The sequence below is a fragment of the Streptomyces sp. NPDC055103 genome, from assembly GCF_053607625.1.
This window is the reverse complement of the sequence record NZ_JBSGTX010000043.1, coordinates 23,777-37,002: the sequence shown is the minus strand read 5'-3', so window position 1 is coordinate 37,002 and position 13,226 is coordinate 23,777. Positions and strand designations below refer to the sequence as shown.

General features: G+C 70.7%; 15 protein-coding genes, 1 tRNA gene and 1 pseudogene. 3 read left to right on the top strand and 14 right to left on the bottom strand.

Features of this window, described 5'->3' with window-relative positions; translation table 11 throughout:
- Positions 1–57: 57 nt before the first annotated feature.
- From ACWFR1_RS25335 to ACWFR1_RS25315, 5 genes are all read right to left on the bottom strand, one after another.
- Positions 58–1,023 (bottom strand): RNA polymerase sigma factor SigF, encoded by a 966-nt coding sequence (locus ACWFR1_RS25335; RefSeq protein WP_453554838.1) that lies wholly within the window; start codon positions 1,021–1,023, stop codon positions 58–60.
- 235 nt (positions 1,024–1,258) lie between these two features.
- A complete protein-coding gene (locus tag ACWFR1_RS25330; protein ID WP_055646141.1) occupies positions 1,259–2,104 on the bottom strand; it encodes an RNA polymerase sigma factor SigF in 846 nt (281 codons plus the stop codon).
- A gap of 385 nt (positions 2,105–2,489) precedes the next feature.
- Positions 2,490–2,783, bottom strand: coding sequence for a Dabb family protein (locus ACWFR1_RS25325; protein ID WP_453554836.1), 294 nt, complete (start codon positions 2,781–2,783; stop codon positions 2,490–2,492).
- An 11-nt stretch (positions 2,784–2,794) separates the two neighbouring features.
- Positions 2,795–2,959 (bottom strand): hypothetical protein, encoded by a 165-nt coding sequence (locus ACWFR1_RS25320; RefSeq protein WP_453554834.1) that lies wholly within the window; start codon positions 2,957–2,959, stop codon positions 2,795–2,797.
- A 351-nt stretch (positions 2,960–3,310) separates the two neighbouring features.
- Complete coding sequence (locus ACWFR1_RS25315) at positions 3,311–3,619, bottom strand: ArsR/SmtB family transcription factor (protein WP_453554832.1); 309 nt, start codon at positions 3,617–3,619, stop codon at positions 3,311–3,313.
- Between ACWFR1_RS25315 and ACWFR1_RS25310 the strand changes: the two are divergent.
- A pseudogene (locus ACWFR1_RS25310) lies at positions 3,551–4,236 on the top strand (quinone oxidoreductase family protein); the annotation flags it as partial. The gene ACWFR1_RS25315 and the pseudogene ACWFR1_RS25310 overlap by 69 nt on opposite strands.
- A 62-nt stretch (positions 4,237–4,298) precedes the next feature.
- Here ACWFR1_RS25310 and ACWFR1_RS25305 read toward each other — a convergent pair.
- The 4 genes from ACWFR1_RS25305 to ACWFR1_RS25290 all read right to left on the bottom strand — a co-directional run bounded on the left by ACWFR1_RS25305 (position 4,299) and on the right by ACWFR1_RS25290 (position 6,103).
- Positions 4,299–4,383, bottom strand: a tRNA-Ser gene (locus ACWFR1_RS25305).
- 113 nt (positions 4,384–4,496) lie between these two features.
- Positions 4,497–4,925 carry a tRNA adenosine(34) deaminase TadA gene (tadA, locus tag ACWFR1_RS25300; protein ID WP_453554893.1) on the bottom strand — a complete coding sequence of 143 codons (429 nt, stop codon included), beginning with the start codon at positions 4,923–4,925 and terminating at the stop codon, positions 4,497–4,499.
- Between the two features lie 221 nt (positions 4,926–5,146).
- Entirely contained in the window at positions 5,147–5,689 is a 543-nt protein-coding gene (locus ACWFR1_RS25295) for a tRNA adenosine deaminase-associated protein (RefSeq protein WP_453554830.1), read from the bottom strand.
- Between the two features lie 204 nt (positions 5,690–5,893).
- Complete coding sequence (locus tag ACWFR1_RS25290) at positions 5,894–6,103, bottom strand: hypothetical protein (RefSeq protein ID WP_453554828.1); 210 nt, start codon at positions 6,101–6,103, stop codon at positions 5,894–5,896.
- A gap of 92 nt (positions 6,104–6,195) precedes the next feature.
- Between ACWFR1_RS25290 and upp the strand changes: the two genes are divergently transcribed.
- Positions 6,196–6,831, top strand: coding sequence for a uracil phosphoribosyltransferase (gene upp / locus ACWFR1_RS25285; RefSeq protein ID WP_024756127.1), 636 nt, complete (start codon positions 6,196–6,198; stop codon positions 6,829–6,831).
- A 139-nt stretch (positions 6,832–6,970) separates the two neighbouring features.
- On the opposite strand, the gene ACWFR1_RS25280 is transcribed toward upp, so the two are convergent.
- Together ACWFR1_RS25280 and ACWFR1_RS25275 are read right to left on the bottom strand one after the other, a co-directional pair.
- A complete protein-coding gene (locus tag ACWFR1_RS25280) occupies positions 6,971–7,600 on the bottom strand; it encodes a LytR C-terminal domain-containing protein (protein ID WP_453554826.1) in 630 nt (209 codons plus the stop codon).
- Between the two features lie 110 nt (positions 7,601–7,710).
- On the bottom strand, positions 7,711–8,007 hold the full coding sequence (locus tag ACWFR1_RS25275) for a type II toxin-antitoxin system VapB family antitoxin (protein ID WP_017240525.1): 297 nt from the start codon (positions 8,005–8,007) through the stop codon (positions 7,711–7,713).
- Between the two features lie 97 nt (positions 8,008–8,104).
- Here ACWFR1_RS25275 and ACWFR1_RS25270 point away from each other — a divergent pair, with 97 nt between their 5' ends.
- The gene (locus ACWFR1_RS25270) at positions 8,105–9,724 is read left to right on the top strand and encodes a helicase HerA-like domain-containing protein (RefSeq protein ID WP_453554824.1); all 1,620 of its coding nucleotides are present in this window, start codon (positions 8,105–8,107) and stop codon (positions 9,722–9,724) included.
- 12 nt (positions 9,725–9,736) lie between these two features.
- Here ACWFR1_RS25270 and ACWFR1_RS25265 read toward each other — a convergent pair whose 3' ends face one another.
- The 3 genes from ACWFR1_RS25265 to ACWFR1_RS25255 all read right to left on the bottom strand — a co-directional run bounded on the left by ACWFR1_RS25265 (position 9,737) and on the right by ACWFR1_RS25255 (position 13,149).
- On the bottom strand, positions 9,737–11,290 hold the full coding sequence (locus ACWFR1_RS25265) for a M28 family metallopeptidase (protein ID WP_453554822.1): 1,554 nt from the start codon (positions 11,288–11,290) through the stop codon (positions 9,737–9,739).
- 115 nt (positions 11,291–11,405) lie between these two features.
- A complete protein-coding gene (locus tag ACWFR1_RS25260; RefSeq protein WP_453554820.1) occupies positions 11,406–12,041 on the bottom strand; it encodes an HhH-GPD-type base excision DNA repair protein in 636 nt (211 codons plus the stop codon).
- 76 nt (positions 12,042–12,117) lie between these two features.
- Positions 12,118–13,149, bottom strand: a complete 1,032-nt coding sequence (locus ACWFR1_RS25255; RefSeq protein ID WP_453554818.1) for an alpha/beta fold hydrolase — start codon at positions 13,147–13,149, stop codon at positions 12,118–12,120.
- Positions 13,150–13,226: the final 77 nt, after the last annotated feature.

Here is a 13,226-nt window from a genome sequence, read left to right as displayed (position 1 = left end):
GGATCAGTCGGATCACTCGGATCAGTCGGATCACTCGGATCACTCGGATCCGTCGGATCAGTCGGAGATGAGGCCCTCGCGCAGCTGGGCGAGGGTGCGGGTGAGGAGTCGCGAGACGTGCATCTGGGAGATGCCGACCTCCTCGCCGATCTGCGACTGGGTCATGTTGGCGAAGAAGCGCAGCATGATGATCTGCCGCTCCCTGGGCGGGAGTTTGGCGAGCAGCGGCTTGAGCGACTCGCGGTACTCGACGCCTTCGAGCGCGGTGTCCTCGTAGCCGAGGCGGTCGGCGAGCGAGCCCTCGCCGCCGTCGTCCTCGGGTGACGGGGAGTCCAGGGAGGAGGCGGTGTAGGCGTTGCCCACGGCGAGGCCGTCGACGACGTCCTCCTCCGACACCCCGAGGACCGCGGCGAGTTCGGGGACGGTGGGGGAGCGGTCCAGCTTCTGGGCGAGCTCGTCGCTGGCCTTGGTGAGGGCGAGCCGCAGCTCCTGGAGCCGGCGCGGCACGCGCACCGACCAGGACGTGTCACGGAAGAACCGCTTGATCTCGCCGACGACCGTCGGCATGGCGAACGTCGGGAACTCCACGCCCCGTTCGCAGTCGAAGCGGTCGATGGCCTTGATGAGGCCGATGGTGCCGACCTGGACGATGTCCTCCATCGGCTCGTTGCGGGAGCGGAAGCGGGCCGCCGCGTACCGCACGAGGGGGAGGTTGAGCTCGATGAGGGTGTCGCGGACGTAGGTCCGCTCCGGGCTGTCGGTGGCGGCGCCTTCGTCGGCGAGGGCACGCAGCCGCAGGAACAGGGAGCGCGAGAGGGTGCGGGTGTCGAGGGCGCCGGACGTGGTGGGCAGCGGCGGAGCCGTGCTCTCCACGGTGTCGACGACGCTTCCGACGTGATTCCCGACGGCGCTGTCCGCGGAGCTCCCGGCGGAGCTTTCGGCCGCGGTCGGAGCCGTCGTCTGCGTGGGCACGGGAACGGGCGTGAGCGTGAGCACCTTCGAGCTGCCCAGTTCTGTGGACATGCCACCCCCTTGAGGTCGCGGACGGTCGCGGTGGCCGCGACCATCTGAGGAACGCAGCCTCCACCTGAATACCGGCGGCGGGGCTGCGGCAAACTCGGTTCCAGCAGAATGTCACATGTCGGCAACACGCTGTAGTGACTTGTCGACAAGCAGACGGTGCATTTCCGCAGGAAACAAGGGGTGTACGGCATTTGGGGCGCCGCAGAACTGCTCCGAACCGGTCTACCCGTTCCGGTTATGCCTCGATTCTGTTTGCGGATCTCAAACGCGCGAAGCTGCGGGCGAGGAGCCTTGACACATGCATCTGCGAGACGCCGAGTTCCTGGCTGATCTGAGACTGGGTCAAATTGCTGTAGTAGCGCAGCATCAGGATCCGCTGCTCGCGCTCGGGCAGCTGGACGAGCAGATGGCGGACGAGGTCGCGGTGCTCGACGCCGGCCAGCGCGGGGTCCTCGTAGCCGAGCCGGTCGAGCAGTCCGGGCAGCCCGTCACCCTCCTGCGCCGCCTCCAGGGAGGTCGCGTGGTACGAGCGGCCGGCCTCGATGCAGGCGAGCACCTCGTCCTCGCCGATCCGCAGCCGCTCGGCGATCTCCGCGGTCGTGGGGGAGCGGCCGTGGGCGGTCGTCAGGTCCTCCGTGGCGCCGTTCACCTGGACCCACAGCTCGTGCAGCCTGCGCGGCACGTGCACGGTCCGGACGTTGTCGCGGAAGTACCGCTTGATCTCGCCGACGACCGTCGGCATGGCGAAGGTCGGGAACTGCACGCCCCGGTCGGGGTCGAAGCGGTCGATGGCGTTGATGAGGCCGATGGTGCCGACCTGGACGACGTCCTCCATCGGCTCGTTGCGGGAGCGGAAGCGGGCCGCCGCGTACCGCACGAGCGGGAGGTTGGCCTCGATGAGGGCCCCGCGCACCCGGTGGTGCTCGGGCGTTCCCGGTTCCAGGTGCTTGAGCTGCCCGAAGAGCACCTGGGTGAGGGCGCGGGTGTCGGCACCGCGAGTGCTCTGGGGCCGAGGGCGCGGGGTCTCCGCGCCGCCTGCCTCGTGCTGGGGCGGGACTTGAGGCGCTGTACTGGCCGGCACGTTCACGCCACCCCTTTGGCTGGTCTTGCTGGTCGACTGGGTCAACTACGGTCAACTCATCCGTCAAAAGCGGTCATAGCATCACAAGACATGTCCACTGTGTGCAAGCACCGTATAGCCACGTGTTGAGGGCATGGTGACGCAAAAAGGAGAGGCCAGGGGGAGGTCAGGGGGGATGTCGGCCGGGAAGTCAGCGGGATGTGGGCGGATTACGCTCGGCAAGTCGTGGGAAGTGGCGGGCGTCGCGGGAAGACCTGGTGAGCCGGAAACCCGCGAGGCCCCCCACCATGACGGCGGGGGGCCTCGACGGCGCGGCTGTTCCGGGCGCGACCGCTCCGGGTGGGACTGTGTGGGACTGTTCCGGGTGGGACCGTTCCGGATGTGACTAGAACGCGTAGTCCGCGATCACCCAGGTGGCGAACTCGCGCCACTGGGCGACACCCGCCTGGTGCGCCGGGTGGTCCAGATAGCGCTGGAGGGCGTCCGTGTCCTCGACGGCCGAGTTGATCGCGAAGTCGTACGCGATCGGCCGGTCGGTGATGTTCCAGTCGCACTCCCAGAACGTCAGCTCCGGGATCTGCTCCCCGAGCGCGCGGAACGCCTCGACGCCGGCGACGACGCGCGGCTCATCGCGCTTGACGCCCTCGTTGAGCTTGAAGAGGACCAGATGGCGGATCACGGAGAGGGCTCCTAATTGATGAGCTGCGTCATGAACTCGCCAACGCCCTGCGCGGCGCCGGCAATGCCCTCGAACCCTACTCCCACGAGATCAGCCGCCCGCTTGGGGGAGTTGATGATCGTGTACAGCACAAAGACCGCGACCGCGTACAGCGCGACCTTCCTCGCTTGCACCACTGTTCAGCCCTCCCCTGTCCCCGCCGTACGACCGCGCCACTCTAACCGAGGCTTTATGGACCAAGGGCCCGGAGATCGAGGCCTTTCGCCGCCCCCCGGAAGAGTGACGGCAGAGCAGTATGGATGTCGAGCCCGGAGGATCTGGCAGGAATCCGAAGGGCTTCTGGAACCGGCCCGCACTGCGGGGTCCGCGCCGCGAGCTTCCCCCCTGACCGCGGCGCAGGACTTGCAGGTCCGGTTCTCATCGGGGGGAACGGCTTGTCCCCCCGATGCCGTTCCCCCCGTCCTACGGAGAAGGCCCCGGCCCACGCCACGAGCGCGGACCGGGGCCTTTGCCGTACGTCGATCCGGTCAGCTCTGCGGGAGCGGTTCTTCGGGGCGGACGGCGAGGGCGAGAAGCCCGGGGAACCGGTGGTCGAACTCGCCGCGGCGCAGGCGGTTGACCCGGCGAGGCCCCTCGTCCCGGCTCTCGACGAGTCCGGCCGCGCGCAGCACCGCGAAGTGGTGGCTGATGGCCGCCTTGCCCACGGGTACGTCGAAGCTGCTGCACGTGCGCGCCCAGTCGGCGGAGCCGGCCAGCTCCCGTACGAGGGTGGAGTCGACCTCCGCACGGGCGCGACCCTGCCCACCGTGCTCCCGACGGCCTACGCCCTGCTCCACTTGGTGGCCAGGGTCCAGCCGGGCGAGTCGCTCCTCGTCCACGGCGCGGCCGGCGGAATCGGCACCGCGGTGGGGCAGTTGGCGAAGGACGCGGGCATGGGCGCGGTGTACGGGGCCGTGTCGTCGCGGGCCAGGGCCGCACACGCCCTCGCCCACGGCTACGACGACGTCTTCGTCGGCGACGACTTCCAGGACGGCGTCCGCACCGCGACCGGCGGCCGCGGCGTCGACGTCGCTCTCGACCCCGTCGGCGGCCGGACCCTGAAGGCCTCCCCGACCTCCCTCGCCCTCTTCGGCCGCCTGGTCTCCTGCGGCAACGCCGGCTCGGACGCCCCCTGGAGCGTGGGCCAGCCCGAGCTCTACCCCGCGGGGATCTCGGTCGGCGGCTTCTCCATCCTGGCGCTCGCCGGCACCGACCCCGAAGCCTCCGCTCCCTCTCCGCGCGGGCCTTCGCGAAGGTCGTCGACGGTACGGTCACGGTGCCGGTCACCGCCGAGTACGACCTCTCCGAGGCGGCCGAGGCGCACCGCCTCATGGCCTCACGGGCGAGCACCGGAAAGCTCCTGCTCAGGATCGCGGAGCACCAGGCCGCGCTCACCCCGGAGCCGGTCCACTGACGTCTGGTCAAAAAGAAACCGCCCCCGACCTGTTCTCACAGGTCGGGGGCGGTTCTCAAGAGCGGTAGCGGAGGGATTTGAACCCTCGGTGACTTGCGCCACACTCGCTTTCGAGGCGAGCTCCTTCGGCCGCTCGGACACGCTACCGAGAGAGAGCTTAGCCGAAACTGGCGCTGCGATGAAATCCGTATCCCCGGCGAGGTCAGGAGGGGTGTCAGCGCATACGGAAGCGGGCCGCCGGCGCGTGCGGAAGAAGGCCGTCAGCGCGTACGGAAGAACGCCGTCAGCTGCTCCGCGCACTCCTCGCCGAGCACGCCGTGGATCACTTCGGGGCGGTGGTTGAGACGCCGGTCCCGTACGAGGTCCCAGAGGGAGCCCGCCGCTCCCGCCTTCTCGTCGAGCGCGCCGAAGACCACCCGCTCGACACGCGACTGGACGAGGGCGCCCGCGCACATCACGCACGGCTCCAGGGTGACGACGAGCGTGCAGCCCGTCAGGCGCCACTCCCCGGTCGCCGCGGCCGCTCGCCGCAGGGCGAGGACCTCGGCGTGGGCGGTCGGGTCGCCGGCCGCCTCCCGCTCGTTGTGCGCGCGGGCGAGGACGGCGCCGTCGGGGCCGAGCACGACCGCGCCGACCGGTACGTCACCGGCGGGCGCGGCCGCGTCGGCCTCGGCGAGAGCGAGCCGCATGGCGTCCCGCCAGGGGTCCCGTACGGGGTCGGCGCCGGGCGCCTGTACGGGGCCGGTGTCAGGGTCCCGTACGGGGTCGGCGCCGAGGTCCCGTACGGGGTCGGTGCCAGGCGTCTGTACGGGGTCGGCTCCGAGGTGCCGTACAGGGTCGGCGCCGGACGCCCGTACGGGATCCGTGCCGGCCGTCGGTACGGGGTCGGGGACAGGTACCGCGTGGGTCACTAGCGGACGGCCTCCAGGACCTCCGCGGCGCCCAGCGCGTCCGCGATCACCGCCAGCGCGTCGGTGTCGAGCGCCCGGAGCTCCCGCTCCGAGAGCCCGAGGTCCGCGAGGACCAGCGCGTCGCCCACGGGGGCGGACGGCACGGCCTCGGCGGCCGCGCCGGCCCGCTCGTCGTCGTCATCGGCGTCGGCGACGTCGGCGAGGGGCTCCCCGTCCTCCGTGCCGTCCAGGTCCAGCGACTCGAGCTCGTCGAGCTCGGCGTCGAGGTCGTCGCCGAGGATCTCCCGCGTGAGGATCTCCCCGTACGAGGAACGGGCGGCGGCCGCGCCGTCCGAGACGTAGATCCGAGGGTCTTCCTCACCCTCGATCCGGACGATCCCGAACCACGCGTCCTCCTGCTCGATGTAGACGATCACCGTGTCGTCGTCCGAGGCCTCACGGGCGAGCTCGGCCAGATCCGACAGGGTCTCCACGTCGTCGAGCTCCGTGTCGCTCGCTTCCCACCCGTCTTCGGTGCGCGCGAGCAGTGCGGCGAAGTACACCTGACTCTCTCCCACTGATCAGAGGTGTGACGTTCCGGCGGCGCGCTCCTGATGCCCCGCCCAATCGGCATCGTGACAGAAACAGGGCGCTCAGGAGAGGTCTTCGGCTCTTGCGTCGTGCATCAGTCTGAACGGCACCGCCAACGGGCGGGCGTGCGACCCCGGCGCACACAGGGGGCGCACGCCGGGCCGCGCCGGGCGGTCTCACCAGCGGAAGGTCCGCATGCGCATGGCCTGGCGCATCCGGGCGGCCCGGGCGCGCCGCGGCTGTACGCGCTCGCGCAGCGCCTTGGCCTCGTTCAGTTCGCGGAGGAACTGGGCGCGGCGCCTGCGGCGCTGCACATCGGTCTCCGGTGCCGGCTCGTCGGCCGCCCCCTCGGCGGCTTCCTCGGCCGGTTCTTCCAGGTCGGGCATCGGCCACACCACCCCATCGCTGGGTCCCTGTGCCCCCACCTTCTCCCAGCGGCGTGGGTCGACGCCAGTGCACGGCGGGCTACTGTTGGGTCATGCGTCTCCACGTCGTCGACCACCCTCTGGTGGCCCACAAGCTCACCACCCTGCGCGACAAGCGCACGGACTCCGCGACCTTCCGCCGTCTCGCCGACGAGCTGGTCACCCTGCTCGCCTACGAGGCCACCAGGGACGTGCGGACCGAGCAGGTCGACATCGAGACCCCTGTCACGCCCACGACCGGTGTGAAGCTCTCGTACCCGCGTCCGCTGGTCGTCCCGATCCTGCGCGCCGGGCTCGGCATGCTCGACGGCATGGTCCGCCTGCTCCCGACGGCCGAGGTCGGCTTCCTGGGCATGATCCGCAACGAGGAGACGCTGGAGGCGTCGACCTACGCCACGCGGATGCCGGAGGACCTCTCGGGCCGCCAGGTGTACGTCCTGGACCCGATGCTGGCGACCGGCGGCACGCTGGTCGCGGCGATCCGGGAGCTGATCAAGCGCGGCGCCGACGACGTGACCGCGGTCGTGCTCCTCGCCGCCCCGGAGGGCGTCGAGATCATGGAGCGCGAGCTCGCGGGCACGCCGGTGACCGTCGTGACGGCCTCGGTCGACGAGCGGCTCAACGAGAACGGCTACATCGTCCCGGGCCTGGGCGACGCGGGCGACCGCATGTACGGCTCTGCCGAGTAGCAGCTCCGCCGGCTCTGCCGAGTAGCAGCTCCGCCGGCTCTGCCGAGTAGCAGCTCCGCCGGCTCTGCCGAGTAGCAGCTCCGCCGAGTAACAGCTCCGCCGGCTCTGCCGAGTAACAGCGCAGCTCCTCAGGAGTACGTCAGCACTTACCTGTCGGTACGGGCGCGGGCTTGGTCAGGGCGACCAGGGCCGCGTCCGCCGTCGTCTTCGGGGACAGCGTCTTGAACGCGGTCCCGATGATCAGGTCCACGTCCGTCGTGCCCCGGGTGTCCGTCTTGGTCGTGGCGCCCTTGAGCTGGGTGCCGAGGACCGGGAAGACGCCCTTGGTGGCCGTGGGCGCGCCGAGCAGCAGCCCCGCGCCGGGGACCTTCTTGTCGAAGGCGGCGGGCGCGTTCCCCACCTTGCCGATCTTGAAGCCGCGCTTCTTGAGCTCGTCCGCGGTCGTCTTGGCGAGTCCGCTGCGCGGGGTCGCGTTGTAGACGTTGACCGTGATCTGGCCGGGCTTCGGGAGCGCGGCGACGGGCGGTGTCGTCGCCTTGGGCGCGGGTTTGCAGTCGGTCTGCTTCCCGGCGGTCGTCTTCGTGCCCTCGTCGCCCGAGAAGACGTCGACGAGCTGGAGCGTGCCCCAGCCGGCCGCGCCGAGCACGACCACGGAGGCCGCGGCCGCGAGGATGATCCTGCGCCGGCGGTGGGGGCGGCGCATGCGCGGGTAGACATCCCCCGTGATGCGGTACTTTCCGCCCATTCCGGGGGGAGTGAGCATGCTCATGAACGCAGCGTAATGCCGCCCGTCGGCGATGCCTACTTGATGATCATGTGATCGCGTCCGGATGGGGGCGAACTGACCCCGAAAGGGTCAGTCGCGGGTCACGCGGGGGCTCAGTCCATTTCCAGGACGCGGGCGTGCAGCACCTGGCGCTGCTGCAGTGCCGCGCGGACGGCGCGATGCAGTCCGTCCTCGAGGTAGAGGTCGCCGCGCCACTTCACGACGTGCGCGAAGAGGTCGCCGTAGAAGGTGGAGTCCTCGGCGAGCAGCGTCTCCAGGTCCAGCTGGCCCTTGGTGGTGACCAGCTGGTCGAGGCGGACCGGGCGCGGCGCGACGTCCGCCCACTGCCGGGTGCTTTCCCGGCCGTGGTCGGGATACGGCTTTCCGTTTCCGATGCGCTTGAAGATCACACGGAAAGCCTACCGGGCAAGCGGCTCCCGGCGCAGCCACGCGAGGGCGATGGGATGCTGGTGCAAACCGTGTCAAAAGCGAAATCAAGGTGCCCTCATGAGCGTCAGTGAGCAGAGCGAACAGTCGCCCGCACCCCTTGCGGGGCCCGCCGCCGAGATCGCCGCCGGGTACGCCTTCGACGGCGCCGCGCTCGATCTGGGGGCGCTGCTCTGGGACGGCGTCTGTCACCCGGACGCGCCGGTCCGCATCCCGCTCCCGATGCTGAACCGCCACGGTCTTGTGGCCGGCGCGACCGGCACCGGCAAGACGAAGACGCTCCAGCTGATCGCCGAGCAGCTCTCGGCCCACGGCGTGCCGGTCTTCCTCGCCGACATCAAGGGCGACGTCTCCGGGATCTCGGCCCCCGGCGAGGACGGCGAGAAGGTGCGGGAGCGGGCCGCGCAGGTCGGCCAGGAGTGGCGGGGAACGGGCTTCCCCTGCGAGTTCTACGGGCTCGGGGGCATCGGCCCGGGCATCCCGGTGCGTGCCACGGTGACCAGCTTCGGCCCCGTCCTGCTCTCGAAGGTGCTGCGGCTCAACCAGACGCAGGAGCAGTCGCTCGGCCTGATCTTCCATTACGCCGACTCCAAGGGGCTCGAACTGGTCGACCTCAAGGACCTGCGGGCGGTGGTGGCCTTCCTGGTCTCGGACACCGGGAAGGGCGAGCTGAAGGGGATCGGCGGGCTCTCGACGGCCACGGCCGGGGTGATCCTGCGGTCGATCACGGCCTTCGAGCAGCAGGGCGCGGGGGACTTCTTCGGGGAGCCGGAGTTCGACACGGCCGCGTTGCTGGGGACGGCGGCGGACGGGCGCGGCACCGTCTCGGTCCTGGAGCTGCCGGCCGTGCGGGACAAGCCGCAGCTCTTCTCGACCTTCCTCATGTGGATGCTCGCGGACCTCTTCGACGAACTGCCGGAGGTCGGCGACCTGGAGAAGCCGAAGCTGGTCTTCTTCTTCGACGAGGCGCACCTGCTGTTCAGCGGGGCGTCGAAGGCGTTCCTGGAGTCGATCACACAGACGGTCCGGCTGATCCGCTCGAAGGGCGTCGGGATCTTCCTCGTGACCCAGACGCCGAAGGACGTTCCCTCGGACGTGTTGGCGCAGCTCGGCAATCGGGTGCAGCACGCGCTGCGCGCCTTCACCCCGGACGACGCGAAGGCCCTCAGGGCGACCGTGCGGACCTTCCCGAACTCCGCGTACGACCTGGAGGAGGTGCTCACGGGGCTCGGCACGGGCGAGGCGGTGGTCACCGTACTGAGCGAGAAGGGCGCCCCGACCCCGGTGGCGGCGACCCGGCTGCGGGCGCCCGAGTCGCTGATGGGGCCGATCGACGCGGCCGCCCTGGACGCGGCCGTGAAGGGTTCGCCGCTGTACGGGCGGTACGCGGAGGCGGTGGACCGGGAGTCGGCGTACGAGCGGCTGACGGCCGAGCAGCGGGCGGCGGAGGCGGCGGCGCTGGAGGCCGCGGCGGCGAAGGAGGCAGAGAAGGCCGAGAAGGAGGCCGAGAAGGCCTCCGGACAGCAGGGAGCGAGGGCTCCTCGTCCAAAGGAGGAACCCTCGCTCGCCGAACAGGTGGTGGGCAGTGGGATCTTCAGATCCCTCGCCCGGTCGGTCGGCACCCAGCTGGGCCGGGAGATCAGCCGCTCGATCTTCGGTACGGCCCGCCGGAGGCGCTGACCTGCTCGGTGCTTACTCGGTGACCTCGTGGTGGTCGTCGTGCAGGCCGCCGCCGCTGCCCGCGTCGCCCTGGGTCGGGACGGAGACGACCGGCTTGCGCAGGGAGGAGATGTCGTGGGCGTAGGTGCCCACGGCGTTGGCGATGACGTCGATGTTGACGTCGAAGGCCGTCATGTCGATGTTGCTGATGTCGTCGCCCTTGGCGTGGTAGTTCACGTCGTACGCGACACCCGCCTCACCGCCGTACTTGGCGGCCTGCGCGGCGGTCTTGATGCCCTCGGCGCCGGTGAAGGTGCCGCCGGAGGGGATGCCGACGCCGATGAACGGGCCGTAGTCGGAGCGGCCGGTGAAGTCGGTGCCCTCGTGGGGGACCCCGCGCTTGTCCATGAAGTCGGTGATGTCGCGCTCCAGTTGGGCCGAGCCCTCCGGGCCCGCCTCGGCGCCGACGCCGTCGGAGTTGTCGCCGTCGTACACGAACAGGCCGTAGTTCGGCGAGGCGATCATGTCGAAGTTGAGGTAGAGCTTGATCTCGCTCTTGTCGAGCGCGGTGAGGTTGTCCACGTAGTGCTTGGAGCCGAGGAGGCCGACCTCCTCCGCCGACCACCAGGCGAAGCGGACCTTGTTGCGGACCTTGGCCTTCGACTCGGCGAGCTCCAGGGCGGTCTGGAGGAGACCGGCGGAACCGGAGCCGTTGTCGTTGATGCCGGGTCCTGCGGTGACGGAGTCGAGGTGCGAGCCGAGCATCACGGTGTTGGCGGCGTTGCCGCCCCTGGTCTCCGCGATGACGTTGTTGGTGGAGCGCTTCTCCTGGAGCTGGCGGATCTCCACGGAGAGGGAGACCGGGCCGTTCGCGAGGTCGGCGGCGAGCGCCGTGCCCTCGGCCAGGCTGATACCGCCGGTCGGGATCTTTCCGGCAGCGGGGTCGCTGAGGGTGCCGGAGAGGGTGCCTTCGACGTTGTTGTAGACGAGGGCGACGGCGGCGCCGGCCGCGGCGGCGTTCTGCTGCTTGATGGCGAAGCTGCAGCCGCCGCGCTTGATCAGGGCGATCTTGCCGGTGAAGGTGCCGGAGGCGAAGTCGCCCGGCTCGCAGCCGGTGGTGCCGTCGGCGTCGACGGGCACGGCCGCGAGGGCCGCCGTGGTGCCGCCGACCGGCGTGGACTTGGTGTACGTCATCGCCTTGACGTCGAGCGCGCGGGGCGCGGGGGAGACGACCGAGCCCTTCTCGGCGAGCGTCTCCGTGTAGATGAAGTCGAACTTCTGGTACGTGACGTCGTAGCCGGCCTTCTTGAGCTTCGTGTACACGTACGCGGCGGAGGCGTCGTGCCCGAGCGTCCCGGCCGCGCGGTTACCGCCGGCCGAGTCGGCTATCGCCTGGAACTTCTGCAGGTGCTTGAAGGCCTCCTGGGCGGAGGTCTCGTGGACCAGCTTCTTCGCCAGCCGGGCGGCGTCGCGGGCGGGCGCGGCCGCGGGGTCCTGGCCGGCGGTGGCGGGAGAGGCGAGCACCAGCGGGGTGGCGAGGGCGGCCGCGGCCAGAATGGCCGCGGCACGGCGCTGGGTTGCGTTCACAGAAGTCCTTCCCGATACGGACGAGGTTGAGGGGAAGTTAGCGATCTCGGGGGGGTTCTGTGAACAGCTTCTGCGTAATTCCTGTCACCTTGAGAAGGATTGACATCTGGAATTATCAATTCCTCGATTTTTTAGGGCTCTTGTCAGCCTTGGCGGCATTCGCCGCTTTCGCCGCCGCCTTCATCCCCTGCTTGTGGGCCCGCACCTTCGCGAGCGACTCGGGCCCGGTGATGTCGGCGGCCGAGCGGAACGAGCCCTGCTCGCCGTACGGCCCCGCCGCCTCCCGCCAGCCCGTGGGCCGCACCCCGTACTGCTTGCCCAGGAGGGCCAGGAAGATCTGCGCCTTCTGCTTCCCGAAGCCGGGCAGGGCCTGGAGCCGCGCGAGCAGCTCCTGCCCGGTCGCCACGTCCGCCCAGACAGCCTCCGCGTCGCCCCCGTACTCCTCCACCAGGAACTGGCAGAGCTGCTGCACGCGCTGGGCCATCGACCCCGGGAAGCGGTGCACGGCCGGCTTCTCGGAGAGCAGCGCGGCGAACTCCTCCGGGTCGCGGACGGCGATCTCGTGGGCGTCGAGGTCGTCGGCACCGAGCCGCGAGGCGATCGTGTACGGGCCGGAGAACGCCCACTCCATCGGGACCTGTTGGTCCAGGAGCATGCCGACGAGCGCGGCGAGCGGTGAACGCCCGAGGAGCGCGTCGGCCTCGGGCCGCTGGGCGAGGTGGATGTCGGGGGGAGTGGACTTGGGGCTCATGGTTCGATCATCCCGCCCGCGCCGGACGCCCGCCCGGTGGATACACCCTTCCCTGAGCTCTTCCCCGAGCTCCGGGCTACGCCCCGGCAGCGGGGACCCCCTTCGCGAAGCGGTCCATGGCAGCGAGGATCAGGTCCCGGGTCCGCTCGTCGCCCAGGTGCCCGGCGTCCTCGATCACGTGCAGTTCGGCGTCCGGCCAGACGCGGGTCAGCTCCCAGGCCGTGGTGGGCGGACCGGCCATGTCGAGCCGGCCGTGGATCAGGACCCCGGGGATGCCGCGGAGCCGATGCGCGTCGCGGATCAGGGCGCCTTCCGTGAGCCACGCTCCGTGCGCGAAGTAGTGGGAGCAGATCCGGACGAAGCCGAGCCGGGTGTCGTCGACCCGGTCGGTGTACGGGGTGCCCTGGCCCTCCAGGGAGAGGACCGCGTCCTCCCAGGTGCACCAGTCCGCCGCGGCCTTCTCCCGGACGACCCGGTCGGGGTGGTTCATCAGGGCGGAGTACGCGGCCACGAGCTCGGCGGCGCCCACCTGGTCTTTCGCCCTGTCGGTCGCCGCCCCGTCGGCCCTGTCGGTCCCGTCAGTCTCGTCGGCCCCGTCGGCCCTGTCGGCCCCGGCCCGGAAGCGGTCGTGGGCTTCGGGGAAGAAGCGGCCGGCGCCCTCGTACAGCCAGGCGATCTCCGAGCGGCGCGTGGTGGTGACGGACGCGATCACGATCTCCGTGACGCGCTCGGGGTACGCCTCCGCGTACGCCAGGATCAGCGTGGAGCCCCAGGAGCCGCCGAAGAGCAGCCAGCGGTCGATCCCGAGGTGCTCGCGCAGCCGCTCCATGTCGGCCACCAGGTGCGCGGTGGTGTTCACGGACATGTCAGCGGCCGGGTCGCTCGCGTGCGGGGTGGAGCGTCCGCAACCGCGCTGGTCGAAGAGGACCACCCGGTACGCCGCCGGGTCGAAGTAGCGCCGGCTGCGCGGCGAGGACCCGGAGCCCGGCCCGCCGTGGACGACGAGCGCGGGCCTGCCCGCCGGGTTGCCGGAGACCTCCCAGTGGATGAGGTTGCCGTCGCCCACGTCGAGCAGGCCCTGGTCGTACGGTGCGGTCTCGGAGTACATCCGGCCGAGCCTACGACCTGCGCCGGTGCGCTGCCGTCGCGTTCCCCGCTTCCTCCCCGCTTCCCTCCGGGCCTCCT